Origin of the sequence: Paraburkholderia lycopersici (genome assembly GCF_900096975.1) — a bacterium.
Lineage (GTDB): Bacteria > Pseudomonadota > Gammaproteobacteria > Burkholderiales > Burkholderiaceae > Paraburkholderia > Paraburkholderia lycopersici.
On record NZ_FMYQ01000004.1, the window covers coordinates 71,886 to 97,179 of the forward strand.

Here is a 25,294-nt window from a genome sequence, read left to right on the forward strand (position 1 = left end):
GGCCGCCACAACGGCCGCCACAACGGCCGCCAATTCGCCGTCTGCCGCCGCGCTCGAACGCAGCGCGTGGTTTCGCGGCGCGCCTGAGCCGTTGCGGGAGGCTTTGCGCGCGGCCGGGCGCCGCGTGATTACCGTGCCGCAGGAAGATCTCGCGCTGATGCTCGCGCTCTCGCGGCAGACGGTGAACCAGATCCTGCGCCAGTTCGAGCGCGAGGGGGGGCGCACTGCACTACGGCGAGATCGAGATCGTCGACGGCGGCCGGTTGTCGGCCCGTGCGCAGTGAGAGGTCATGTTAGGCTGCAACGTGCATGCACATCGATCGATATTGACCGTTTGCATCAACGTAAAGTCGCGCATTCCAGTGCCGCATTGCAGCCGCTTCGCGTTTGCGCCGACAATGACGCCGGTCCGCCGCCCCGCCGCGTCGCCTTTTTCCCCCTAGCCTGGCCCATACCGCTTCATGAACGACCGCGTCGTAGCCGCCTTCGACTTCGATGGCACCATCACCACGTCCGATAGCTTTCGCGCCTTCATGCTCGACGCCGCCGGCCCGGCGCGCTTCGCCGCGGCCGCGTTGCGCTGCCTGCCCTGGCTCGCCGGCGTCCCGCTTGGCTGGGCGCCGCGCGGACCGACCAAGGCCCGCTTCCTGTACGCGGCGATGGGACCGGTGCGGCGCGAGGTGCTCGAAGCCGCGGCGCGGCGCTTCGTCGAGCGCCGCCTGCCCACGCTGCTGCGCCCCGAGATGCTCGCGCGCGTGGCCGAACACCAGGCGCTCGGGCACGAGGTCGTGCTCGTGAGCGCGTCGCCGTCGATCTATCTGCGCATGTGGGCGAGGACGATCGGCATCGGCACCGTGCTCGCAAGCGAACTCGAATGGCGCGATGGCGCGTACACGGGCCATCTCGCGGGCGACAACTGCTGGGGGCCGGAGAAAGAAGCGCGGCTGCGCGCGTGGTGGGGGGAAAACGCGCCCGCCACGCTCTACGCTTACGGCGACAGCCGCGGTGATCGCGAAATGGCGGCGCTTGCGCAATACGCATGGATACGCGGCGAGTCGGCGCTGCCGCCGCTTGCGGCGGCGGGCGGCTTCGGCGCGGCGTGAAACGCTGCACCGCCACGGGATCGACGCTACCCTGCGGCTGCACGCCCCCCTTCGCGCACCCGAATCCCGAGGACATGCGCCTGGCGCAAGAGCGAAGCCTGGCGCAAGAGCGAAGGCAAGCCGTTCCGAAGCGCGCGCCGCTGCTCGCGGCGGCGCTCAGTTGAACGGGTTGTCGACGACGCCGGGTTTCTGGTCAGGCTCGTCGGCGACCCTGGCCGGCAGATGCGGGTCGGCCTGCAGCTTCTTGACGATGTCGTCGAGCGCCGCCTTCAGCGCCAGCGCGGCCGCGAGCCCGCGCTTGTCGCGCGTGAGTTCGAGCGTGCCGGCGAGCGTCACGCGCGTCGTGCCGTTCGTGAGGGTGAGCGCATCGCCCTGCACATTCAGAACGTCGTTGTCGTTTGCGTATGCGTCGAACACCTTTGATCCTCCTTCTCTCCGACTGGGCCGTGCGGCGCAAGCCTTACGCGCCCGATGGCGTGGCCCGGATTATAGAAAAGAAAACCGCGCGCCACACGAGGTAATCCTTTCATCGATTCCTGCTCGTCGCCTCCGCTTTTCTGCCTCCGTTTGCGGTGGTTCTGTCGGCCCGATACGATCCGCTTGCATGGCCGCCGGACGCCGGGCCGTAATTGCGAAGGATGTCAAAACGACACGAAGAGAAGGGAATTTCTCGCTGGCTGCACCCCCCGCTTCCGCCGACCTGCGCCGCCGCCCGCCGCGAGAGGCAACCCGCCGACCGCGTGCTTACCAGCCCCACTTGCTCACGGCGAAGCCACGGCCGTTGAACGAAACCTTTTCCTTGGCCGCCACGTTTTCCGGGATGCCCGGAAACGCAATGCCGCTCTGCGCTTCGAGTTCTCGCACCGAGCGCACGTCGTAGCGATCGACGGCCGTGTTGTCCGCGACGATCGCGAACGCGAGCTGCTGCGACGGCACGTACACCACCTTAAAAATCTGCGTCGGCACGAGCACGCGTGTGCTGCCGATGGTCTGCAGTTGCGCGCCCGCAAAGAGCGGTCCGGTCACGACATAGGCATCGCCATATTGCATGGCTAGCTTGCGCACCGCGGTTTCGATGTGAGCCCACAGGCGCTGGTTGTTGTCGCGGTTCTGGGGAACGATGTTGGCCAGTGAAAACGATTCCGCCATTGCCTGCGCATTCCAGCGGTTGCCCGCGGGGCTCATGTGGCCGCGGTCGAAACCGCTGCGCTTGTAGTCGGCGAGCGTCGCGCCTTCGCCCTCGGGCAGGCGGTCGTCCTCGAAGAAGCGGTTCGTGCGCGTCATGTCCTTCGCGGCTTCGAGGTGATCGCGCGTGAGATGCTCCGCAGACCACAGCGGCCCGTGCGTGATGCCCGAATGCAGCACGACGAAATCCGAATAGCAGAGCATGCGCGTCTTCGGCGTCATGCGCTGGTTCGTGAGCGTCGGGAACTGGCCGTCGGGGACGAATTGCGAACAGGCCGGCGCAGCGTACGCGTGGCTCGCGGCGGCGAGCAGCAGGGAAGAGATCAGCGAGGCAAACAGCTTCTTCATCGGGAGGACTGGCGGGACTTGGGGTGGAATCGGGGGCTGAAAGTATAGCGGGCGGCATGAGGGCATCGATGAGCGCCGCGCAAAAAAAACGCGCGCCCGCCGGATGGGCGGGCGCGCGAGGCAAGGCGCAAGCAGATGCGGAAGCGATGAGCGCGGCAGCGTTGCGTTGCTGCGCGGGAAGCGGGGTGGCAAATGGAGCCGCCCGCAGTCAATAGATCGTCAATTCAAAGGATCAATTCAAAATCGATTCGAGGTCAACAAAGAATCAAGTCGCGAGCTGAACTCGGGTCAGCCTGCAAAAAGCGAGTGTTCGGCGCGGACAAGCTGGCGGTCCACAGCCTGGAGGCGCCATTGGCCCTCCATCGGCGAGTGCGACGATTCGCACGACCACGTAGCGTCGCCGTGTGCGGAACTGATTTCCTGACGACGGTTCACATGCAGGCCACGTAGCGTGCACAGCGGCTCGTTTTCGAGCGGCGCACATAGCGACGTGACACCATTCACGTCGCGCAATTCACCCCATTCCGGCAGATCGATCCCATCGTGAGACTCGCGGGACCAGCGTTGCTGATCGGTGTCGAGCCAGAGCACTGCATAGTCATGATTGACGGTCGGATCGGAACCGTTGATCAGGATCGTAAGTCGCATGGCATCTCCGCAAAAATTGATCGGGCGCGTCGGCAATTTCAAAGTCTAGGACGTGTATGCATACGCGCAAGCGGTTCGTGCAGGACAGATCGTCGCGCGCACGCGGCTTACCCGCACCGACCCTGTTTATGGCCGTGTAAACCCGGGCGCCGCCCGGTCCGCTATCGGCGAGATTGAAAATCACAATTGGGAACGCAAACGCCACAACCTAGATTGATAGTGCGGCGAAGTGTTCCGTGCATGCTGCAGCGCACGAGCGAATTGCGTCGCGTCCCCACATATATCAGGTCGAAACGATGGAGGCACAGATGTCACAGCTAAAGGGCTCGAAGACGGAACAGAACCTCAAGGATGCATTCGCCGGCGAATCGCAGGCCAACCGCCGTTACCTGTATTTCGCAGCCAAGGCCGACGTGGAAGGACAGAACGACGTCGCGGCGCTGTTTCGCTCGACGGCCGAGGGCGAAACCGGCCACGCGCACGGCCACCTCGAATATCTGGAAGCGGTCGGCGACCCGGCAACCGGTCTGCCTTTCGGCACGTCGCGGCTGAATCTGCAAGCGGCGATTGCGGGCGAGACGCACGAATACACCGACATGTATCCCGGCATGGCCAAGGTCGCGCGCGAAGAAGGCTTCGACGAAATCGCGAACTGGTTCGAGACGCTGGCGAAGGCGGAGCGCAGCCACGCCAACCGTTATTCGAAGGCGCTGGAAGTGCTGGCGGACTGAGCATCGCCGCGTGCCTCCCGGCACGGGCACACGACGCGCGCGCATTTTCTCGCGGGCCGGACACGACCCGGCGCGCGCACGCGCGCGTATAGTCGATAAGCCGATAAATAGAAGAAGGAGACGTCATGCCCCACAAGGAAGGCAGTCTCGAAGCCCCTACGCGCCATCCGCTCGACTGGCGCTCCGAAGCGTTTTACGACCAGGCCCAGCTCGACGCGGAACTGGCGCGCGTATTCGACATCTGCGCGGGTTGCCGCCGCTGCGTATCGCTATGCGGCGCATTTCCGGCGCTCTTCGATCTCGTCGACGAAACCGATACGGGCGAAGCGCACGACGTCGACACGGCGTCTTACGGCAAAGTGGTCGATCAGTGCTATCTGTGCGACCTCTGCTATATGACGAAGTGCCCCTATGTGCCGCCGCATCCGTGGAATGTGGACTTTCCGCACCTCATGCTGCGCGCGAAGGCCGCTCACTATCGCAAGGGTGAAGTCAAGCTGCGCGACCGCGTGCTCTCCAACACCGATGCGCTCGGCCAGCTCGCCGGCATTCCCGTCGTCACACAAACGGTCAACGCGGTCAATCACACGAAGGCGATGCGCGGCGCGATGGAAGACATGCTGGGCGTCGATCGCACAGCGTGGCTGCCCGATTTCGCCGCGCACAAGTTCCGTAACGCCGCGAAACGTGCCGCGGCGAGCGAGGTGCGAGACGGCGAACGCACGCCGGGCAAGGTCGCGATTTACGCGACCTGCTACGTGAATTTCAACGAGCCGGGCATCGGACACGATCTGCTCGCGGTGCTCGACCACAACGAGATTCCCTACGAACTGGTGAAGAGCGAATGGTGCTGCGGCATGCCGCTGCTGGAGCAGGGCAATCTGGAGGGCGTCGCGCACAAGCAGGCGCAGAACATGCCGATGCTCGCACGCTATGCGCGCGAAGGCTACGCCCTGATCGGCGCGGTGCCGAGCTGCGTGCTCATGTACAAGCACGAACTGCCGCTGATGTTCCCCGACGACGCCAACACCCGGGCCGTGAGCGATGCGTTCTGGGACCCGTTCGAGTACCTCGTGGCGCGCCATCGCGATGGCCTGCTCAAGACGGACTTCCGCGCGCCGCTCGGCAACGTGTCGTATCACGTGCCGTGTCATGCGCGCGTGCAAAACATTGGCCGCAAAACCTTCGACCTGCTCTCGCTCGTGCCCGACACCAAAGTCACCGTGGTCGAACGCTGCTCCGGCCATGCGGGCACGTTCGGCGTGAAGAAGGAATTCCACGCCATGTCGATGAAGATCGGCACGCCCGTGTTCAAGCTGATGGGTCAGGCCGAGCCGAACTTCATTTCCTCCGACTGCCAGCTCGCGGGCCATCACATCGCGCAGGGCATCGCGGAAAACCACCTCGGCGAGCCGCCGCTCGCTCACCCCATCACCTTGCTGCGCCGCGCCTATGGCATTTAGACGCCGCCACCACGACACATTCACGAGGCACGACTCATGACAATCGCGAGAAATTCGCTGTTGACGCTGGAAGCCTACGCCAAGGTGCGGAGCGACATGCGCAAGCGCATTATCGAGCACAAGAAGCAGCGCGTGGTTTCGCTCGGCAATCACCTCACGTTCCTGTTCGAGGACGAAACCACGATCCGCTACCAGATTCAGGAAATGCTTCACCTCGAAAAGATCTTCGACGAAGACGGCATTCGCGGCGAACTCGCGGCGTACCTGCCGCTCGTGCCCGACGGCAGCAACCTGAAGGCGACCATGCAGCTCGAATACGAGAGCGAGATCGAGCGGCGCGCGGCGCTCGGGCGGCTCATCGGCATCGAGGACAAGGTGTTCGTGCAGGTGGAAGGCGAGCCGCCCGTCTACGCGATAGCCGACGAGGACCTCGAACGCGAGAACGCCGAAAAGACTTCCGCGGTGCATTTCGTGCGATTCGAACTCACGCCGCGGATGAAAGCGCGCCTGAGCGAAGGCGCGGCGCTCACGATCGGCTGCGATCACCCGAACTACCGCGTGCCGACGCAGATCATCGACGGCGAGGTGCGCGCCTCGCTTCTCAAGGACCTGGCGTGACGCGCTTTACACATCCTTGCGGTAGATGACGAAACCCGGCTTCACGGCCACATCGTCGTAAAGACGCATGGCCGTGTGGTTCGTCTCGTGCGTGTGCCAGTACACGCGCGACGAATTCGACGCCTTCGCGTGCGCGTACACGGCCTCGATCAGCGCGCGGCCCACGCCCTGGCCGCGCGCGTCTTCCACGGTGAAGAGATCCTGCAGATAGCAGATCGGCCCTTCCATGATCGTGTTGCGGTGATAGATGAAATGCACGAGGCCGAGCACGCGTTCGCCGCGCAAGGCAATCAACGCATGCATGGGTTCGTAGCCGTCGAAGAAGCGCGACCATGTCGTACGCGTGATGGGCTCCGGCAACGCGGTCGGACCGAAGCGTCCATAGAAGCGGTTGTAGCCTTCCCAGAGCGGCAGCCAGGCATCGAAATCGCGTGGCGCGACGGCACGGACCCGAATCGTCGTGTCGGTCAAGATCGTTCTCCCAGGTATCGTCAAACCCCCAGCGTAGGCGACTTGTGGCACCATTGTTAGTCCCACCGAAAATGAAAATAATGGAGCCACGGGTTTGGATTACGCGTTGATGATGTCGGCCTATGCGAAGCGCGCGGCGCGCAAGCTCACGCAGCAGGACCTGCTTTACGAGAGCTTGCGCCGCGCCATACTCGACGGCGACATCCGCCGCGGCACGCGGCTCGCTTCGAGCCGTGCGCTCGCGGAACAGCTTGGCATCGCGCGCAATTCGGTGCTCTACGCGTATGAGCGGCTGGTGGAAGAGGGGTTTATCAACGCCACGCGCCACGGCTCGGTCGTCAACGCTGTCGATGCAACTGGCGCGGCGACGCCTGCCCAGGCCGCGCCGCGCGAGGGTCCCGCGCCTGCGCTCGCGCGCCGCGTGCGCGAATTGCCGCCGCGCCGCATGAGCACCGACGGCGCAAGAGCGCTGCGCCCCGGCGTACCCGCGCTCGACGCGTTTCCTTACGCGCAATGGCGCGGCGCGGTCGAACGCGCGTTGCGCGATCTGCGCACGCACGACCTGGGCTACGGCGACAGCGCAGGCATGCCCGCGCTGCGCGAGGCGATCGCGCAATACGTACGGGTTTCGCGCGGCGTGCGCTGCCAGCCGGAGCAGGTGTTCGTCACGGACGGCACGCAGGCCAGCCTCGACCTGTGCGCGCGCTTCTTTGCGGACGCGGGCGAGCGCGCGTGGATCGAGAATCCCGGCTACCTCGGTGCGCGCGTGGCCTTCGCCGCCGCCGGGCTGCACCTCGTGCCGATGAGCGTGGATGCCGCCGGCATGACGGCGCGGGCCGAAGACTGGCGCGAACAGCCGCCGCGCCTCGTTTATCTCACGCCCTCGCACCAGTATCCGCTTGGCTGCGTGCTGAGCCTCGAACGGCGGCTCGCGCTGATCGAGCAGGCGCGCGCGTGCGGGGCGTGGATCGTCGAGGACGACTACGACAGCGAACTGCGCCACGATGGCCCGCCGCTGCCGTCGATCCAGGGTCTCGCCGACGACGCGCCCGTGATCTATCTCGGCACCTTCAGCAAGACGCTATTTCCCGCTTTGCGCATCGGTTTCATGATCGTGCCGCAGCGCGTGTTGGCACCGTTCGCGCAGGCGCATCGCACGCTCGTGCGCCAGGGGCGCGTGGCGGAACAGCTGGCGCTGGCGGACTTCATCGAAAGCGGGCGTTACGCGCGCCATTTGCGGCGCATGCGCAGGCTTTACGAAGAGCGCCGGGACGGGCTCGTGGCCGCGATCGGCAAGCATCTGGCAGGCTTGATGACGGTATCGGCGGATGCAGGCGGCATGCATTTGAGCGTGCGTCTCGACGCGCCGCTCGCCGACGTGGACGTGAGCGAAGCAGCTTGCGCGCAGGGGCTGCATCTCTCGCCCTTGAGCGCCTATTGCCTCGACGCCGGCGCGCCCGACGCGGCGTGCTACAACGGCTTCCTGCTCGGCTATGCGGAAACGCCGCCGCATGTCGCCGACGCGCTCATGCAGACGCTCGCGCGCATCGTGCGCGAGCGTCTGCCGGCGGCTGGCCGATGCTTACTTATGCCCCGCGATGGCATGCGGCAGGTAGGGCGCTTCGAGCGCGTTGATTTCCGCGGCGGTGAGCGTTAGCGAAAGCGCCGCGACGGCGTCCTCGATGTGCCGCGGCTTCGAGGCGCCGATGATCGGCGAGGTGATGCCCGGCTTTTGCAGCAGCCACGCGAGCGCGACCTGCGCGCGCGAAACGTTGCGCTCGTGCGCGATCGTTGCGACCGCATCGATGATGGACTTGTCCGCATCCGCGCCGTAAAGCGTCTTGCCGAAGCTATCGGTCGCTTCGCGCTCGCTCGTCGCGTTCCAGTCGCGCGTGAGACGGCCGCGCGCAAGCGGGCTCCACGGCATCACGGCAATGCCCTGATCGGCGCACAGCGGCAGCATTTCGCGCTCTTCCTCGCGATAGAGCAGGTTCACGTGGTCCTGCATGCTGACGAATTGCGTCCAGCCGTTCGTGCGCGACGTGTAGAGCGCCTTGCTGAACTGCCACGCGTACATGGACGACGCGCCGATATAGCGCGCCTTGCCCGCCTTCACGACGTCGTGCAGCGCTTCGAGCGTTTCCTCGATGGGCGTGTCGTAGTCCCAGCGATGGATCTGGTAGAGATCCACGTAGTCGGTGCCGAGGCGCTTGAGGCTATGGTCGATTTCCGTGAAGATGGCCTTGCGCGAAAGGCCCTGGCCATTCGGGCCGGGCCGCATGCGATTGTAGACCTTCGTCGCGAGCACGATGTCGTCGCGCTTGACGAAGTCGCGCAGCGCGCGCCCGACGATCTCCTCGGAGGTGCCGTCGGAATAGGTGTTCGCGGTGTCGAAGAAGTTGATGCCCGCGTCGAGCGCCTGGCGAATGAGCGGGCGGCTGGCGTCTTCGCCGAGCGTCCACGGGTGCGTGCCGCGTTCGGGCACGCCATAGGTCATGCAACCGAGGCAAAGACGCGAAACCTGCAGCCCTGTCGAGCCGAACCTGACGTAATCCATTGCTGTTGCTCCTTGCGAAAAGGCGGTTGAAGCAGAGAAAGCGTGCGCGCCGCGCGCAGGCGGTGGACTTTCGCAAGGGTATAACAGGCGGGGAGAACGTGCAGGGCGCACCGTCTCAGAACATCTCCATCACGCGGTGATAGAGCATGCCCATTTCGAGCGCGGGCCGCCGCCATGCGGGGCCGCCGGGAAAGCGCGCATGGCGCAGTTGCGCGAACAGATCGAACGAGGCGCGCTCTCCGACGATGGCCTGCGCGACCACGCGCCCCGCAATGCCCGTGAGCGCGACGCCGTGCCCCGAAAAGCCTTGCACGTAGTAATAATTCGGATCGATCGCGCCGAAGTCGGGCGCGCGATTGCGCGTGACGTCGACAAAGCCGCCCCACGCATAATCCACGCGCGCGGCCGACAGCTGCGGAAATACGTCGCTCATGCGTCTGTGCATGGCCGCCGTGAGCTGCGCGGGCGCGGCCCCGGTCGAGTCCGCCCGGCCGCCGAACAGCATGCGGTCGTCGGCGCAGACGCGGAAGTAGTCGAGAAAGAAGTTGTTGTCGCACACGGCAGATCGTTGTGCGATCAGCGAGTCGGCCAGCCCGCGTCCGAGCGGCTCCGTTGCGATGATGTACGACGCGATGGGCGCGATGCGCGCGGCCACGGCGCCTGGCAACACGCCGCCCGGCGCGGCGTTGCAGCACGACACCACGGCGCGGCAGCGCACTTCCGCGCGCGCGGTCTTGACGACGGGCCGCGCGCCGCGCACGACTTCGAGCGCACGCGTGTGCGCGAACAGCCGGGCGCCTTCGCGTCGGGCCGCGGCGGCCAGGCCGAGGCAATACTTGAGCGGATGCAGGTGCCCCGAGACCGGGTCGTAGACGCCCGCGAGGTAGCGCTGCGAAGCGACGTGCGCGCGAGTGGCGTCGGTATCGAGCCATTCGAGGCGATCGTACCCCCAGCGCGTGCGCGCCGCGTCCATCCACGCGCGCAGGTCGGGTACGCGCTTGGCCTTCGTCGCGACAGTCAGATAACCGGGCGTGAAGTCGCAGTCGATGCCGTAACGCGCGATGCGCTCGCGCACGAGGTTCACGCCCTCGATGGAGAGAGCCCATGCGGCCCGTATGCCTTGCGCGCCGAGCTGCTTTTCGAGCACTTCATCTTTCGCGAAGCCCACGAGCGTTTGCCCGCCGTTGCGGCCCGAGGCGCCCCAGCCGGGACGATGGGCGTCGAGCACCACGACCGAGAGGCCCCGCGCGCGGCACTCCAGCGCGACCGAGAGCCCGGCGAAGCCTGCGCCGATCACGCATATGTCGGCTTCGATCGCGCCTTCGAGCACGGGGTCGTCGTCGGCGGGGCGCGTGGCGGTGGCTTCGTAGTACGAGTGGCGGGCGAGGGCCTGCGCCTGCGCGTCGAGGTCGAGTGTCATCAAAGCAGGTCCTTCATTCGATACCACGCCATCGCGAGCACGAGGGCAGGGGTTCGCAGTGTAGCGCCGCCCGGGAAATCGCGGTGCCGGATCTTGCCGAACAGGTCGAAGCGCGCGGCCTGGCCGTGAATCGCTTCGGCGATCAACGTGCCCGCGAGCCCGGTGGTGTTCACGCCGTGACCGGAGAAACCCTGCGCGAAATACACGGTGGGCGAAAGGCGGCCGAAATGCGGCGCGCGGTTCATCGTGATGTCCACGTAGCCGCCCCAGGCATAGTCGATCTTCACGTGGGCGAGCTGCGGAAACGTTTTCAGCATGTCGCGTCGCATGGCTTCGCCCAGATTGGGCGGCGCGAACGTCGAATAGCTGACCTTGCCGCCCCACAGCAAGCGCGTGTCCGGCGCGGGGCGGAAGTAGTCGAGCACGAACCGGCTGTCACACACGGCTGCCTGGGCGGGCATGAGCGCGTTCATGCGCGCGGCGCCCAGCGGTTCGGTGGCGATCACGTATGTGCCCACGGGCATGATCTTGCGCGCGAGGGCGGGCGCGAGATCGCCCAGGTAGGTATTGCATGCGAGCACGACGAATTTCGCGCTTACGTTGCCGCGGGCGGTCTCGGCGACATGCTTGCCGTTTTCTTCGCGCAGGCGCGTAACGGCGCTGTTTTCGAACACGCGCACACCCGCCTCGACGGCAGCGCGCGCGAGCCCCAGCGTGTAATTGAGCGGATGCAGATGACCGCTATCGGGATCGTAGAGGCCGCCCGGATAGCGCGACGATTGCACGTAGCGCGCGACGCCTTCGCCATCTATGTACTGGAAGCGGTCGTAGCCGAAGCGCCGCGCCACGTCATCGCGCCAGCGTTTGAGCGCATCGACGTCGCGCTCCTTGTTTGCCGCGGTGAAATAGCCCGCGGTGAGCGCGCAGTCAATGCGATGCTTCGCTACCCGCTGCTTCACGATGTCGAGCGTTTCGAGACCCATGTCCCAGATCTGCCTTACCTCGGCTTCGGACATGAACTGCGCGAACGTGTCGATATCGCAGGCGAATCCGCCAATCAACTGCCCGCCGTTGCGTCCGCTCGCGGCCCAGCCGACTCGCGAGGCTTCGAGGAGTGCAACGCTGTAGCCGCGTTCGGCGAGATTGAGCGCAGCGGAAACGCCCGTGAGACCGGCGCCGATCACGCAGACGTCGGCGTCGAGCGCACCTTCGAGCATGGGGTGCGCCGTGGCGTCGTTGGCCGTGGCCGCGTACCAGGACGGTGCGTGAGGCTGATTCGCGAATTTGAGCATGGGAAAGCGTATTCAGAAAAAGCGGGCGGCAGCACGCGGTTGCCGCCCGCCCCGACGTCGTCAGAAGGAGTAGATGAACTGCGCGCCCAGCAAGTCGTTGCTCTTGCCGTACGAACCGTCGTCGTGCAGGAAGACGCGCTGCGTCGCCCAGTCGTGACGGTATTCGACCTTCACGGTGATCTGCTGCGTCGGATAGAACAGCAGGTCGAGCGCCACGTCCTGGCGCGTCGCGCCCTTGCATTCGAAGCCGAAGCCGCCGCCGGCCTGCGAATTCGCCAGGCAGTCCGCACCAATGCCGAAGCCGTTGTACGGGTCCATGCCGTTCGAATTGAGCACGATGCCGCCGCCGCCGCCGCCGTTCTTGCTGTTCGCGAGCAGGTCGTAACGCACCGTCGCGCCCATGCGGCCCACCACCGGTGCGTTGAACTTGCGGTGCGCGAGCAGCGAGAAGCCGTACCACTGTGCGTTGCCGCCGTTGTACGCGGCGCGCTGCTGCTGACCGTAATCCACTTCGGCGTTGTACTGGATGTCCGCGAGTGTGTAGGTCGCGTCGAGTTCGCCGAAGAAGAAGTAGCCGCCCGAGCTCGACGCCTGGCCGCCCACGCCGTACACGGCCTGCCCCGTGGCCGGATCGAATGCGCTCGACAGCGTCTGGCGGCCGATGTTGAACGAGCCGCCGATGTCGAGCGCGCTCGACCACGTATAGTCGGCACGCGCGGTGAACGTCGGGATCTTGTTGCTCGTGGTGATCGGATCGCCCAGCGCGTTCTGGCCCGTCTGTACGACCGCGCCGTTGGTGCGGTACTGCTCGTTGCCGATCATGAACTTGAATGCCCATTTGCTGCCGTCGGGCGTGTAGTTCCAGCCGATGCCCACATAGCTGCCCGGATCCGAGAAGTCGTAGAGCAGGTTGTGCGTGAGCGTGAGCATCTGGTTCGACTGCTGCACCTCGTAGCCGCCGAAGCTCTGCATGAGACCCGCGACGAAGGTGCCCGTGGAGGTCACCGGCACGGTGATGACCGCCGTGTTCAGAATGTTGTTGCCGATCTCGCCATTCTCGTTTTGCAGCAGCGTGATGCCGTTGCCGCGGTTGGGCATGAGCGTGATTTCGGCCGACGGCGCCATCGGGCCGACGCCGAACGTCTTCTTGATGTCGAGGTAGACGTCGCCGAACGTGCTGTTGAAGTAGTTGTACGAACCGGTGTGGTTCGCGAACAGGAACGACGAGGTGCCCGGCGCGCGGTTGTAGATGTAGGTCGGATCGATGTAGCCCGTGATCGAGAGACCCGCGAGCGGCCCCGTCGTGGCGGCGTCGGTGAGCGAATCGACCTTGAGTTGCTGGCTCGCGATCTGCTGCTTCATCGCGTCGACTTCGTCGTTGGTCAGATGCGCCTGCGCCTTGCCGTAGTCGGGGGAGCTGATGTCGACGACCGGCGCGGCGGCCGTGGCCGGCACGGGCGGCACGGACGGCGCCGCCGTCGTCTTTGCAGAAGTCTTCGACTGCGCCAGTTCGGTCTTGAGCGATTTCACCTCTTTTTGCAGGGCGTTGAGCTGCGCCTGCAGGGCTTTGATCTGTTCACTGGTCGAATCGGCAAACGCGATCCCCGGCAACGCCCCGGCCACCAGCAGACAGATTAACTTCTTCTTCATCGGGATTCTCCTTGTTGGTCGTTATTGCGAGTACTTCAAGGTGCGGGCAAGGGGCGGGGGCGGCGCGCACCACCCCCTTATCATGCAGTCCTCATTACGCCGCGCGCCGGCCGATCGGCGCGCCCACCGCACCGGAGGGGGCGGGTGGCGTGATCGCTTCGGCGGGATCGGGCTGGACGAAGGCGAGCTGCATGTCGCGCATGCGCTTCTTCTCGCGTGCCGACATCAACTGGTTCACGGCGATCACGCCGATCGTCACCGCGGAAATGAAAAGCGTCGCGAGCGCATTCATTTCCGGATTCAGACCGAGGCGCACGCGTGAGAACACCACGAGCGGCAGCGTGGTCGAGCCCGGCCCCGAAAGGAACGCGGAGAGCACGAGGTCGTCGATCGAAAGCGTGAACGAGAGGAGCCAGCCCGAGAGCAGAGCCTGCGAGATGAGCGGCAACGTGATGACGAAGAACACCTTGAGAGGCGTGGCGCCGAGATCGAGCGCGGCTTCTTCGAGCGACTTGTTCATCTCCTTCACGCGCGACTGCACGATGATCGCCACGTACGAGACGCACAGCATCACGTGGCCGATCCAGATCGTCACGATGCCGCGTCCCTTCGGCCAACCCAGCATCTGTTCGAGCGCGACGAAGAGCAGCAGCAGCGAGATGCCCTGAATGACCTCGGGAATCACGAGCGGCGCGTTGATCATGCCCGTGTAGAGCGTGAAACCGCGAAAGCGACCGAAGCGCGCGAGAACGAAGCCGGCCCACGTGCCGATCACGACCGAAGCGAACGCGGTCATGAGGCCGATCTTGAGCGAGAGCCACGCGGCGCTCAGCAACTCGTCGTCCTGCAGCAGCGCCGCGTACCACTTCAGCGAGAAGCCGGACCACACCGTAACGAGCTTCGACTCGTTGAACGAGTAGACAACGAGACTGATGATGGGGATATAGAGGAACAGGAACCCGAGGGCGAGAACGCCCGTGGAGAGCGTACGGTTGGGCTTGATCATTTTCCTTCCTCCAGTTCCTTGACCTGGTAGTACTGAAAGATCGCCATGGGCACGAGAAGCAGCAGGACCATCGCAACGGTGACGGCAGAGGCCATTGGCCAGTCCATGTTGTTGAAGAACTCGTCCCACATCACGCGACCGATCATGAGCGTGTCGGCGCCGCCGAGCAGTTCGGGGATCACATACTCGCCCACGGCCGGAATGAACACGAGCAGACTGCCCGCGATGATGCCGTTCTTCGAGAGCGGCAGCGTGATCTGGGTGAACGCCACCCAGGGCTTCGCGCCCAGGTCGTATGCGGCTTCGAGCAGCGTGAGGTCCATCTTCACGAGGTGCGCGTAGAGCGGCATCACCATGAAGGGCAGGTACGAATAGACCATGCCGATATAGACGCCCGCGTCGCTGTGGTAGAGGCGCAGCGGCGAGTGAATCAGGCCGATGGCGAGGAGGGCGTGGTTGAGCAGGCCATCGTCCTTGAGGATGCCGATCCATGCGTAGACGCGAATGAGGAACGACGTCCAGAACGGCAGCATCACGCCCATCATGAGCAGATTGCGCGTGGCCGGATTCGAGCGAGCGATGTAGTAGGCGATGGGATAGCCGATCAGCAGACAAAAGATCGTCGATACGGCCGCCATCTTCAGCGAACTGATGTAGGTGGCGATGTAAAGGCTATCCTGCAGCAGGAACGCGTAGTGGCCGAGCTGCAGCGCGAAGTGCACCATGCCGTCTTTCACCTGGACCAGGTTCGAGTAGGGCGGTATGCCCATCACCTGGTCGGCGAAGCTGATCTTGAGCACGAGCACGAAGGGCAGCGCGAAGAAGAGCGTGAGCCACACGAAAGGCACGCCGATCGCGGCGGTGCGGCCCGAGGGCACGAAGCGCGAGAGCAAGCGCGCGATCGCGGGGCGGCGTGCGCTAGCGGCTGCGCGTGCCGGCGTGGCGGGAAGAGAGGTACTCATGATCAGGCCTCCTTACTGCGTGAGCACAACGCCGCTGGCGGGCGACCACGACACGTAGACGTCGTCGTTCCAGGCCGGCGCGCCCTCGTTCATGAGGTGCGAGCTGGAAAGGTTCGAGACCACCACCTTGCCGCCCGGCAGACGCACGTGATAAAGCGAGTAGCTGCCCATGTAGGCGACGTCGGTCACGACCCCGCGCGCCCAGTTGTGCGGCGTGCCCGGCTTCTCGCGCGTCACGCGCACGCGCTCGGGGCGCACCGAAATCCCCACGGGCATGCCGAGCGGACCGGTGACGCCGTGGCTCACGTACATGCGCGTTTCGAGATCTTCGCTTTCCACGAAGATGTGATCGGGTTCGTCCTCGACGACCGTGCCTTCGAACAGGTTGGTCGAGCCGATGAACTCGGCCGAGAAGCGGCTATTGGGGAATTCGTAGACTTCGCTGGGCGAACCGATCTGCACGATGCGGCCCTCGCTCATCACAGCGAGGCGGTTGGCCATGGTCATCGCCTCTTCCTGGTCGTGCGTGACCATTACGCAGGTGACGTCGACCTTCTCGATGATGTTCACGAGTTCGAGCTGCGTTTTCTGGCGGATCTTCTTGTCGAGCGCGGACATGGGCTCGTCGAGCAGCAGGAGCTTCGGTCGCTTGACGAGCGAACGCGCGAGCGCTACGCGCTGCTGCTGGCCGCCCGAAAGCTGGTGCGGCTTGCGCTTCGCGTAGCGGCCCATCTGCACGAGGTTCAGCGCGTCGGCCACTCGCTCGCGAATCTCGTTCCTCGGCACGCCCTCCTGCTTGAGGCCGAACGCGACGTTCGACTCCACGCTCATATGCGGAAAGAGTGCGTATGACTGGAACATCATGTTGACCGGGCGGCGGTATGGGGGCAGCGTCGCGAGGTCTTCGCCGTCGACGAAGATGCGGCCCGACGTGGCGGTTTCCAGGCCCGCGAGCATGCGCAGCAGCGTGGACTTGCCGCAACCCGAGCTGCCGAGCAGCGCGAAGAGCTCGTTCTTGGCGATGTTCAGGCTCACGTTGTCCACGGCGGTGCTCTCGCCGAATTTCTTGACGACGTTTTCGATGCGCACGAACGCGTCGTTCTTTGCCGGCGCCGCGTTGGCGCGCACAGCTTCTGGGGCGTTGACTTGGGACGTCGAATTCATGATGTGACCTTGGTTCCTTTCTGATCGCAGTACGCGTTTTTCAGGCACGAGCCGGCCCGCACGGGGCGCACGGGGCGACTCGCGGTTAGTACTGCGAACGTAGCTCGGGAATGGCTCGCGGACGCCGTCAGGAAAAAGGGCGGCGCTGCGCGGCCGGACTTCGGGATTGCACACTTCGGGCGGAGAGGGGTCGAGCGATCCCTCTTCCGCGTCGTCTCCTTCTTGTTTCCTTCAGGGGATCGGGGTGTCAGTGGCCCGTTTTCAACTGGGCCCACAGACGGTTTTCAAGGCGCAGGATTTCGGCCGGCATCGGCTTCATCAGCGTCATTTTCTTGAGAACGTCTTCCGGCGGATACACCGTCGCGTCCTGTGCCACGGCCGGGGTGACGAACTGGCGCGCGGCCTTGTTCGCGGTCGGGTAGAACACTTCGTTGGTGATTTGGGCGTTGACCTTCGGATCCGAGATGTAGTTGATCCACTTCATCGCGTTTTCCGGGTGCGGCGCGTCCTTTGGCACGACCATCACGTCGAACCACAGCAGGCCGCCTTCCTTGACATTCGAGAACTTGACGTCGTACGAGCGCTTGGCTTCCTCGGCACGGCGGTGCGCGATGCCGACGTCGCCCGACCAGGCCACCGCAACGCAGATGTCGTTGTTGACGAGGTCGTTGATATAGCCCGACGAATTGAACTGGGTGATGTACGGGCGGACCTTCTTCAGCACCTCATAGGCGGCCTGGTAGTCGCCGGGGTTCGTGCTGTTGGGGTCTTTGTGCATGTATTGCAGCGTCGCCGCAAACACGTCCACGGCCTGGTCGAGGAACGACACGCCGCAGCCCTTGAGCTTCGAGAGATTTTGCGGATCGAACACGAGCGCCCAACTGTCGACGGGCGCATTCGGCCCCAGCGCCTTTTCGACAGCCTGCTTGTTGTAGCCGATGCCGTCGGTGCCGAACGCCCAGGGCACGCCGTACTGGTTGCCCGGGTCGGCGTCCGCGATCATGTGCATGAGCACCGGATCGAGATTCGCGAGATTGGGGATCTTCGACTTGTCGAGCTTCTGGTACACACCGGCCTGAATCTGCTTGGCCATGTAGTTCGACGTGGGCACGACGATATCGTAGCCAGAGCTGCCCGCGAGCAGCTTGGCTTGCAGCGTGTCGTCGCTGTCGTAGTTGTCGTATTTAACCTTGACGCCGGACTCCTTTTCGAAGTTCGGGATCGTGTCCTTCGCGATGTAGTCGGACCAGTTATAGACGTTCAGCTCGCCATCGGCTGCGCGCGCAGGCTCGCTGGAAGTGGCTGTGAGGCCTGCACATGCTGCGAGGGCCGCGATCGCGACCACATGACGAAGATGACTCACACTCATGTTGTTTTCCCCTGAGGAAGAAGATCGGCGGGAGGCTTTACACCCCGTTGTGTGCTTCCCGCCGTGGACAAATGGCGTTACGAAAGACCCAGTTGTTGCGCGGTTGCGTCGATGGCCTGCTTCGCCTTCGCGACGATTTCGTCGATCTCGCCGCGCGTGATGACGAGCGGTGGCGAAAGCAGCATGCGATCGCCTGTGGCGCGCATGATGAGGTTGCCGTTGAAGCAGAAGTCGCGGCAAATCGTGCCCACGTCGCCGCCGTTCGCGAAGCGCTTGCGCGACTTCGGGTTTTCGGCGAGCTGGAGACCCGCAACGAGACCCGCGCCCGAAATGTCGCCGATGATCGGATGATTGGCGAAGGTTTCGCGAAGGCATTGCTGGAAGTACGGCCCCGTGTCGTTCTTCACGCGCGCGACGATGCCTTCGTCGCGCAGCAGCTTGAGATTCGCCACGGCCACGGCAGCGGCGACCGGATGGCCCGAGTACGTGAGGCCGTGATTGAAGTCGCCGTTCTCGATGAGCGCTTTCGCAACGCGATCGTGAATGCCCACGGCCCCCATCGGCACATAACCGCTCGTGAGACCTTTGGCCATGGTGATGAGATCGGGTTCGAAGCCGAAATGCTGGTGTGCGAACCATTCTCCGGTGCGGCCGAAACCGCCGATCACTTCGTCGGCGCAGAGCAGGATGTCGTACTTGCGGCAAATGCGCTGGATTTCCGGCCAGTACGTGGAAGGCGGGAAGATCACGCCGCCCGCGCCCTGGAACGGTTCGCCGATGAAGGCGGCCACGTTGTCCGCGCCCAGTTCGAGGATCTTCGCCTCGAGTTGCTGCGCGCGTGCAAGGCCGAATGCTTCGGGCGTCATGTCGCCTTGCGCTTCGCCATAGAAATACGGCTGGTCGATGTGCACGATGTTCTCGACCTTCGAGGGCATCTGCTCATGCATGTAGCCCATGCCGCCGAGCGTGCCGCCCGCAATCGTCGAACCGTGATACGCGTTTTTGCGCGAGATGACGACCTTCTTCGAGGGCTTGCCCTGCGTGAGCCAGTACTGATGCACCACGCGCAGCACCGTGTCGTTGCCTTCGGAGCCGCTGTTGCAATAGAAGAAGTGATTGAACGGTTCGGGCGAGAGTTGCGCGAGCAGGGCCGACAACTCGATGACCGGCGGGTGCGTCGTCTTGAAGAACGTGTTGTAGTAGGGCAGTTCCTGCATCTGCCTGTATGCGGCGTCGGCCAGTTCCTTGCGGCCGTAGCCCACGTTCACGCACCAGAGCCCGGCCATGCCGTCGATGATCTGGTTGCCGTCCGAGTCCCACAGGTATACGCCTTTCGCCTTCACGATCACACGGCTGCCCGCCTTGTTGAGCGAGCTCATGTCCGAGAACGGATGAATGTGGTGCGCGGCGTCCAATGCGCGATATTCGCTTGTCGAGCGCGTGGCTTGTCCGGCTTGTGCGCGCAGCGTCGTCGGCACATCCTGCAGCGTGCTGGCGGGGGCGTCGATTCGATAGCTCATTGCGATGTCTCCTTTCTGTTACACGTGCAGCAGCAGATGCTTGCGTTCCCACGAACTGATCACGCGGAAATACGCCTCGTATTCGGTTTCCTTGAGCGCGAGATAGGCGCGCACGAACTTCTCGCCGAGGATGTCGTTCAGCGGCTCGCATGTGGCCATCAGCGTGAGGCCTTCTTCCAGATTGCGCGGCAACTGGTAGGGCAGCGAATAGCCGTCGCTCACGAGCGGTTCGGTGGGCTTGAGGTGTTGCGTCAAGCCGAGATAGCCGGCCGCGAGCGTCGCGGCGATCGCGAGATACGGGTTGGTATCGACCCCCGGAATACGGTTCTCGACGCGGCGTGCCGCCGGCGACGAGTACGGCACGCGAAAGCCCACGGTGCGGTTGTCGTAACCCCACGCCACGTTGATCGGCGCGGCCATGAAACGCGAAAGACGGCGATACGAGTTGATGTACGGCGCAAAGATCGGCATGAGTGCCGGCGTGTACTTCTGCATGCCGGCGATATACGCGTAGAACATGTCGGTGGGCTTGCCGTCCGCACCGGTGAAGAGGTTCTGACCGCTCTCTGCGGAAACGAGGCTCTGGTGCACGTGCATGGCCGATCCCGGCTCGTTTTCCATGGGCTTCGCCATGAAAGTGGCATACATGTGGTGGCGCAGCGCTGCTTCGCGCACCGTGCGCTTGAACAGGAAAACGCGGTCGGCGAGATTGAGCGGATCGCCGTGCAGGAAGTTGATCTCCATCTGCGCCGCGCCTACTTCATGAATGAGCGTATCGACTTCGAGGTCCTGAATATCGCAGTACTCGTAAATGTCCTCGAAGAGCGGATCGAACTCGTTCACGGCCTCGATCGAGTACGCCTGGCGGCCTGTTTCGGGGCGGCCCGTGCGACCGACCGGCGGCGTGAGGGGAATGTCCGGGTCCTTGTTCATGTCGACGAGATAGAACTCGAGCTCGGGCGCGATCACGGGCTTCCAGCCCCTCGCTTCATACAGTTCGAGCACGCGGCGCAGCACGCGGCGCGGCGAGATTTCCACAGGCGTGCCGTCGAAATGCACGCAATCGTGGATCACTTGTGCGGTGGGATCGACGGCCCACGGAATGATGCGGATCGTCGACGGGTCGGGTACGCACACCATGTCGGGATCGGTGACGCCGGTGAGGCTGCCGTCTTCGGGATAGTCGCCCGTGACGGTCTGGATCATCACGGCTTGCGGCAGGCGCATGGATTCGCCGGATTCGAACTTGCTGCGTGGAATGATCTTGCCGCGCGCGATGCCCGCCATGTCCGGGATGATCGCTTCGATTTCGGTGATGTGATGTTTCTTCAGGAATTCGTCGATGTCGTGCATGATCTTTCTCTCTGTTCTGTATGGGCCGGCTTCAGGCATGGGCGGTGCGCGGCGCGTGCGCCACGTCGTATCCGGCCCCGCCCGGTATTCGGGCCAGCATGCGGTTGCGGCAGGCTTCGCCGAACGCGTGGAAGATGGCGGTCGATAGTGCGTCGTCGGCGTGCTTCCACTCGGGGTGCCACTGCACGCCGAGTGCAAAGCTCTGCGCGTTCGCCACGCTCACGGCTTCGATGAGGCCGTCGGGCGCGAATGCCTCGGCCACGAGGCCCGCGCCCAGCCGCTCGATGCCCTGTCCGTGCAGCGAATTCACTTGTGCTTCGCGTTCGCCACCGGCGAGCCGCTGCAAAAGACCGCCTTCCACGAGCTTCAACGCGTGCGCCGGGCCGTATTGCGTGTCGAGCGGGTCGTCCTTGTTCTCGCGATGGTCGTCATAGCGGGCAACGGCATGCACCTGCTGATGCAGCGTGCCGCCGAACACGACGTTCATCTCCTGGAAGCCGCGGCAGATGGCGAGTACCGGCACGCCAGCCGCGATTGCGGCGCGCATGAGCGGCAGCGTGGTGGCGTCGCGGGCGGGATCGTGCAGCGTGCCCGCTTCGCTCGCCGCGCCGCCGTAGCGATGCGGCTCGACGTTCGAGTAGCTGCCGGTGAAGAGCAGGCCGTCCACGGCGTCGAGGATGTCCGCCGCCGCCCGGCGCTCGCCGAGCGCCGGCAGCACGAGCGCGAGCGCGCCAGCACCGTCCACCGTCGCGGCAATGTACTTTTCGCCGGCAACGTGGGAAGCGTGGGCTCCCATCATCGTACGGTCGGCAGTGATGCCGACCAGGGGTCTGGTTCGCATGACTAATGATTTATCTGCTTGCCCGTGCGGACTGTATCGATGCTACGGGCGTGACATGACCTTGCAGCCTTGCGAGACGCAAAACCACAAACCCAGGGTGCTCCGCGCAGCGGCGCTAACGCATGGCGCTGCGCGTGGAGATCATGTACGCGGTTCGTTTTCTGCCGGTGTGAGGCGCCACCGTATTCAGGCGTGCGCATCCACATCGTTCAGGCGCGAGTGCACGCCTCGCGGAAAAACGACGGCGAAGAAAACGAACAGCGTTGGAAGGAGAGGCGCTAGGGCAGAAGCGACGCGACTTCGTCCGTATGGACGGCGATGAATGCGCGCGCGGAAACGGAGTTATGACGCCGGACGGAGCGGCGGGAAAGGATTGTGAAGACAGATAGAAGCAGGCGAGAGGCAAGCCTGCCGCTACTGCCGTCGGCGAGGGCGGCGCAGTCACTGCGAAGACACCTCGCATGACGACGATCCCATCTCACCAGAGGGCCACGGACTCTCACAATAACACTCGACTGGTTGCGTTGAACAAAGGCGCCCGGTTCAAGCATTCGAGGTCGTCAAATTGATTGCTGCATTAAACATTGGACGACTTCGATGTATCGCTTTCCAAACGCGGCCGATTCGCTATGTTTCTCGCATAAAACACGGTTTTTGCGCTGCAACGTCGCGGAAACCAGGCTGTGCTCGACCTGTAGTTCAGCATATACGAGCCAAAAAGGGCGTCAATTATTTTTTCACGTTTTTGATGTCAGCACTTTCCCCGAGGACGTCGCGAGATCGCATGTTCTGCGAAATATCGGCTCCTGTCCTTATATTTCTAATAACTTACAGGGGTTTGTACTGACGCAAAAAAAAGCAAACTGATTAGAATATTCAACACGTCAACCGCGCCGCACCGCGCGTCTTCTTGCCAACGGTTCCTCATCGTGTCCGAGTCCGCTTCCGTGTCGTCCGAAGTCGCCACACGTCTGCGTCATGTTCGCAAACGCTATGGCTTGTCGCAGCGCGAACTCGCCAAGCGTGCCGGCGTGACCAATGGCGCGATCTCGCTGATCGAGCAAAGTCGCGTCAGTCCCTCCGTCGGGTCGCTCAAAAAGCTGCTCGAGTGCATCCCCATGAGCCTCGCCGAATTCTTCACCTTCGATCTGAGCGAGGGGACGGAAGTCGTGTCGCGGCGCGGTGAAATGCCGAACCTCGGCAATGAAGCGATTGCGTTCTATCTGGCCGGCGCGAACATGAAAGACCGCAACATGTGCATCATGCGCGAGGTCTACCAACCGCTTGCAGACACGGGCCCCGAAACGCTGATGCACGCGGGGCACGAAGGCGGCGTGGTGGTTGCCGGTCAACTGGAACTGACCGTAGACGGCACGACGTGGCTGCTAGACCCCGGCGACAGCTATTACTTCGAAAGCCGCTTCCCGCACCGGTTTCGCAATCCCAGCGCGAACGAAGTCTGCGAAGTGGTGTCGGCAAACTCGCCGCCCACCTTCTGACTCGCCGATCGCGCGAACCCGGTTCGCCTGCCGCTGCGCCGCGGCGCGCAGGCTGAATCGAAAATCATTGAGGCATCCTCATGGAAAAGAAAACTCTCGCTTACTGGCAGGACAAGGCCGCAACGCTTTCGATCGAAGGCCGCGCATTCATCGACGGAGCTTACCGCGACGCATATTCGGGCCGCACCTTCGACTGCGTGAGCCCCGTCGACGGCCGGGTGCTCGCGAACGTGGCCGACTGCGGCGCAGCCGACGTGGACGCCGCAGTGGGCGCCGCACGCCGCGCGTTCGACGAAGGCGCATGGGCCGGGCTGAATCCGCGTGCGCGCAAGGCGATTCTGCTGCGCTGGGCCGCGCTCATGCGCGAGCACCTCGAGGAACTTGCGTTGCTCGAAACGCTCGACGCGGGCAAGCCGATCGGCGACACGACGGCCGTGGACGTGCCGGGCGCGGCTTACTGCGTGGAGTGGTTCGCCGAAGCCATCGACAAGGTGGGCGGCGAAGTCGTGCCCGCGGACCATCATCTCGTTGGCCTCGTCACGCGCGAGCCCATTGGCGTGGTGGCCGCTGTCGTGCCGTGGAATTTTCCGATCCTGATGGCCTCGTGGAAGTTCGCTCCGGCGCTTGCAGCGGGCAATAGTGTCGTGCTCAAGCCCTCGGAAAAGTCGCCGCTCACCGCCATTCGCGTGGCGCAGCTTGCACACGAGGCCGGGATTCCAGCAGGTGTGTTCAACGTGCTGCCTGGCGGCGGCGAGCCGGGCAAGCTGCTTGGCCTGCACCGCGACGTGGACTGCATCGCGTTCACGGGATCGACGAACGTGGGCAAGCAGATCATGCAGTACGCAGGCCAGTCGAATCTCAAGCGGGTCTGGCTCGAACTCGGCGGAAAATCGCCCAACATCGTACTGCCCGATTGCCCCGATCTGGACCGCGCCGCGAACGCCGCAGCGGGTGCGATCTTCTACAACATGGGTGAGATGTGCACGGCCGGCTCGCGCCTGCTCGTGCATCGCGACATCAAGGACGTGTTCCTTGCAAAGCTCGTCGAAGCAGCGAAGGCGTATAAGCCTGGGAATCCTCTCGATCCGCAGGTGTCGATGGGCGCAATCGTCGACAAGATTCAGATGGAGCGGGTGTTGGGCTATATCGAGGCCGGACGCAAGGATTCGAAGCTGCTGATCGGCGGCGAGCGCGTGAACGCGGGGAGCGGCGGTTTCTATGTGGAGCCGACCGTGTTCGACACGCATCATGACGCGAAGATCGCTCGCGAGGAAATCTTCGGGCCGGTGCTCTCCGTCATCACGTTCGGCACGATCGACGAAGCGGTGCGCATTGCCAACGACAGCGACTATGGACTCGCGGCAGCCGTGTGGACCGCGAATCTCACGCATGCGCACGAGATTGCGCGGCGCCTGCGTGCGGGCACGGTGTGGGTGAATTGCTACGACGAAGGCGGCGACATGAACTTTCCGTTCGGCGGCTTCAAGGAATCAGGCAACGGGCGTGACAAGTCCTTGCACGCGCTCGAAAAATACACTGAACTCAAGTCCACGCTGGTGCGCCTGCGCTAGCGTTGGGAGGCGCAACGCGGCGGCGCAGATCGCACGACAATAAGGGCGGCAAGGGCCTTTAAGGCCTTTAACGCTCTACGAGCGCGCCAAGATTGGCGCGCATACGCTGGAGCATCGCGCTGAACTGCTCCGCCTCTTCGGGCGTAAAGCCCGCGAGCGCCTCCGCCTGCACTTCGTCGCCCACGCGGCGCGCACTCGTAAGGACGCCTTCCGCCTTGGGCGTGAGGCTCACCAGCAATTCTCGGCGGTCGTCGGGGTTGGGCGTGCGCGCGACCCAGCCGCCTTCTTCCATGCGCTCCAGCAGCCGGCCGGCGGAAATCGGGGCGACTTCCAGCAGCTCGGCGAGGCTCGCCTGGTTCATGGCGCCATAGTGCGCGAGGTACGCGATCATGCGGCACTGCGCGCGCGTGAGTTCGAGCGACGACTTCGCAAGCTCGTCGTAACGTTTGCCGTAGAGCCGGCCCACGTCGACGACCAGGAAGCCAAAGCGCCTTTCAAGGTCGGTAGTCATCGCCAGATTATA

25 protein-coding genes are annotated in these 25,294 nt (G+C 64.1%); 8 read left to right on the forward strand and 17 right to left on the reverse strand.

Features of this window, described 5'->3' with window-relative positions:
* Positions 1 to 157 precede the first annotated feature (157 nt).
* Both BLU17_RS34510 and BLU17_RS06390 read left to right on the forward strand, forming a co-directional pair.
* A complete protein-coding gene (locus BLU17_RS34510; RefSeq protein WP_425434073.1) occupies positions 158 to 520 on the forward strand; it encodes a hypothetical protein in 363 nt (120 codons plus the stop codon).
* On the forward strand, positions 462 to 1,103 hold the full coding sequence (locus BLU17_RS06390; RefSeq protein WP_091995881.1) for an HAD family hydrolase: 642 nt from the start codon (positions 462 to 464) through the stop codon (positions 1,101 to 1,103). Before BLU17_RS34510 ends, BLU17_RS06390 begins: the two co-directional genes overlap by 59 nt.
* Before the next feature lie 156 nt (positions 1,104 to 1,259).
* On the opposite strand, the gene BLU17_RS06395 is transcribed toward BLU17_RS06390, so the two are convergent.
* The 3 genes from BLU17_RS06395 to BLU17_RS06405 form a co-directional block, all read right to left on the reverse strand.
* Complete coding sequence (locus tag BLU17_RS06395; RefSeq protein WP_091995882.1) at positions 1,260 to 1,520, reverse strand: hypothetical protein; 261 nt, start codon at positions 1,518 to 1,520, stop codon at positions 1,260 to 1,262.
* 327 nt (positions 1,521 to 1,847) lie between these two features.
* On the reverse strand, positions 1,848 to 2,636 hold the full coding sequence (locus tag BLU17_RS06400) for a DNA/RNA non-specific endonuclease (RefSeq protein ID WP_091995883.1): 789 nt from the start codon (positions 2,634 to 2,636) through the stop codon (positions 1,848 to 1,850).
* Positions 2,637 to 2,924: 288 nt separating this feature from the next.
* A complete protein-coding gene (locus BLU17_RS06405; protein WP_091995884.1) occupies positions 2,925 to 3,284 on the reverse strand; it encodes a DUF3564 domain-containing protein in 360 nt (119 codons plus the stop codon).
* 308 nt (positions 3,285 to 3,592) lie between these two features.
* Here BLU17_RS06405 and BLU17_RS06410 point away from each other — a divergent pair, with 308 nt between their 5' ends.
* The 3 genes from BLU17_RS06410 (at position 3,593) to BLU17_RS06420 (ending at position 6,096) form a co-directional block, all read left to right on the forward strand.
* Positions 3,593 to 4,015 carry a rubrerythrin family protein gene (locus BLU17_RS06410; protein ID WP_091995885.1) on the forward strand — a complete coding sequence of 141 codons (423 nt, stop codon included), beginning with the start codon at positions 3,593 to 3,595 and terminating at the stop codon, positions 4,013 to 4,015.
* A 125-nt stretch (positions 4,016 to 4,140) separates the two neighbouring features.
* Positions 4,141 to 5,478: a heterodisulfide reductase-related iron-sulfur binding cluster gene (locus tag BLU17_RS06415; protein WP_091995886.1), complete on the forward strand. Its 1,338-nt coding sequence runs from the start codon at positions 4,141 to 4,143 to the stop codon at positions 5,476 to 5,478.
* Between the two features lie 36 nt (positions 5,479 to 5,514).
* Entirely contained in the window at positions 5,515 to 6,096 is a 582-nt protein-coding gene (locus tag BLU17_RS06420; protein WP_091995887.1) for a DUF3501 family protein, read from the forward strand.
* Positions 6,097 to 6,102: 6 nt separating this feature from the next.
* On the opposite strand, the gene BLU17_RS06425 is transcribed toward BLU17_RS06420, so the two are convergent.
* A complete protein-coding gene (locus tag BLU17_RS06425) occupies positions 6,103 to 6,567 on the reverse strand; it encodes a GNAT family N-acetyltransferase (protein WP_245746744.1) in 465 nt (154 codons plus the stop codon).
* A gap of 94 nt (positions 6,568 to 6,661) precedes the next feature.
* On the opposite strand from BLU17_RS06425, the gene pdxR reads away from it, so the two are divergent.
* Positions 6,662 to 8,224 carry a MocR-like pyridoxine biosynthesis transcription factor PdxR gene (gene pdxR / locus BLU17_RS06430; RefSeq protein WP_091995889.1) on the forward strand — a complete coding sequence of 521 codons (1,563 nt, stop codon included), beginning with the start codon at positions 6,662 to 6,664 and terminating at the stop codon, positions 8,222 to 8,224.
* Here the strand turns inward: pdxR and BLU17_RS06435 are convergent.
* From BLU17_RS06435 to BLU17_RS33660, 12 genes are all read right to left on the reverse strand, one after another.
* Positions 8,150 to 9,124, reverse strand: coding sequence for an aldo/keto reductase (locus BLU17_RS06435; protein WP_091995890.1), 975 nt, complete (start codon positions 9,122 to 9,124; stop codon positions 8,150 to 8,152). The two genes, pdxR and BLU17_RS06435, sit on opposite strands and share 75 nt — an antisense overlap.
* Positions 9,125 to 9,239: 115 nt before the next feature.
* Positions 9,240 to 10,544: an NAD(P)/FAD-dependent oxidoreductase gene (locus tag BLU17_RS06440; RefSeq protein ID WP_091995891.1), complete on the reverse strand. Its 1,305-nt coding sequence runs from the start codon at positions 10,542 to 10,544 to the stop codon at positions 9,240 to 9,242.
* Positions 10,544 to 11,836 (reverse strand): NAD(P)/FAD-dependent oxidoreductase, encoded by a 1,293-nt coding sequence (locus tag BLU17_RS06445; RefSeq protein ID WP_091995892.1) that lies wholly within the window; start codon positions 11,834 to 11,836, stop codon positions 10,544 to 10,546. The genes BLU17_RS06440 and BLU17_RS06445 overlap by 1 nt, the downstream gene beginning before the upstream one ends.
* Positions 11,837 to 11,896: 60 nt before the next feature.
* Complete coding sequence (locus BLU17_RS06450) at positions 11,897 to 13,486, reverse strand: DUF3138 family protein (protein ID WP_091995893.1); 1,590 nt, start codon at positions 13,484 to 13,486, stop codon at positions 11,897 to 11,899.
* Positions 13,487 to 13,580: 94 nt separating this feature from the next.
* Positions 13,581 to 14,492 carry an ABC transporter permease subunit gene (locus BLU17_RS06455; protein WP_091995894.1) on the reverse strand — a complete coding sequence of 304 codons (912 nt, stop codon included), beginning with the start codon at positions 14,490 to 14,492 and terminating at the stop codon, positions 13,581 to 13,583.
* A complete protein-coding gene (locus tag BLU17_RS06460; RefSeq protein WP_091995895.1) occupies positions 14,489 to 15,454 on the reverse strand; it encodes an ABC transporter permease subunit in 966 nt (321 codons plus the stop codon). The genes BLU17_RS06455 and BLU17_RS06460 overlap by 4 nt, the downstream gene beginning before the upstream one ends.
* A 12-nt stretch (positions 15,455 to 15,466) precedes the next feature.
* Positions 15,467 to 16,618, reverse strand: coding sequence for an ABC transporter ATP-binding protein (locus BLU17_RS06465; protein ID WP_091995896.1), 1,152 nt, complete (start codon positions 16,616 to 16,618; stop codon positions 15,467 to 15,469).
* Positions 16,619 to 16,865: 247 nt separating this feature from the next.
* A complete protein-coding gene (locus BLU17_RS06470) occupies positions 16,866 to 17,987 on the reverse strand; it encodes a polyamine ABC transporter substrate-binding protein (RefSeq protein WP_091995897.1) in 1,122 nt (373 codons plus the stop codon).
* 77 nt (positions 17,988 to 18,064) lie between these two features.
* Positions 18,065 to 19,507, reverse strand: a complete 1,443-nt coding sequence (locus tag BLU17_RS06475) for an aspartate aminotransferase family protein (protein ID WP_091995898.1) — start codon at positions 19,505 to 19,507, stop codon at positions 18,065 to 18,067.
* An 18-nt stretch (positions 19,508 to 19,525) separates the two neighbouring features.
* On the reverse strand, positions 19,526 to 20,860 hold the full coding sequence (locus BLU17_RS06480; protein ID WP_091995899.1) for a glutamine synthetase family protein: 1,335 nt from the start codon (positions 20,858 to 20,860) through the stop codon (positions 19,526 to 19,528).
* 31 nt (positions 20,861 to 20,891) lie between these two features.
* Positions 20,892 to 21,701: a gamma-glutamyl-gamma-aminobutyrate hydrolase family protein gene (locus tag BLU17_RS06485; protein WP_091995900.1), complete on the reverse strand. Its 810-nt coding sequence runs from the start codon at positions 21,699 to 21,701 to the stop codon at positions 20,892 to 20,894.
* Between the two features lie 278 nt (positions 21,702 to 21,979).
* Positions 21,980 to 22,204, reverse strand: coding sequence for a hypothetical protein (locus BLU17_RS33660; RefSeq protein WP_091996063.1), 225 nt, complete (start codon positions 22,202 to 22,204; stop codon positions 21,980 to 21,982).
* Between the two features lie 444 nt (positions 22,205 to 22,648).
* Between BLU17_RS33660 and BLU17_RS06495 the strand changes: the two genes are divergently transcribed.
* Positions 22,649 to 23,200, forward strand: a complete 552-nt coding sequence (locus BLU17_RS06495) for a cupin domain-containing protein (RefSeq protein ID WP_091995901.1) — start codon at positions 22,649 to 22,651, stop codon at positions 23,198 to 23,200.
* Positions 23,201 to 23,280: 80 nt separating this feature from the next.
* Complete coding sequence (locus tag BLU17_RS06500; protein ID WP_091995902.1) at positions 23,281 to 24,771, forward strand: aldehyde dehydrogenase; 1,491 nt, start codon at positions 23,281 to 23,283, stop codon at positions 24,769 to 24,771.
* Positions 24,772 to 24,838: 67 nt separating this feature from the next.
* Here BLU17_RS06500 and BLU17_RS06505 read toward each other — a convergent pair whose 3' ends face one another.
* Positions 24,839 to 25,282, reverse strand: a complete 444-nt coding sequence (locus BLU17_RS06505; RefSeq protein ID WP_091995903.1) for a MarR family winged helix-turn-helix transcriptional regulator — start codon at positions 25,280 to 25,282, stop codon at positions 24,839 to 24,841.
* Between the last annotated feature and the right edge of the window lie 12 nt (positions 25,283 to 25,294).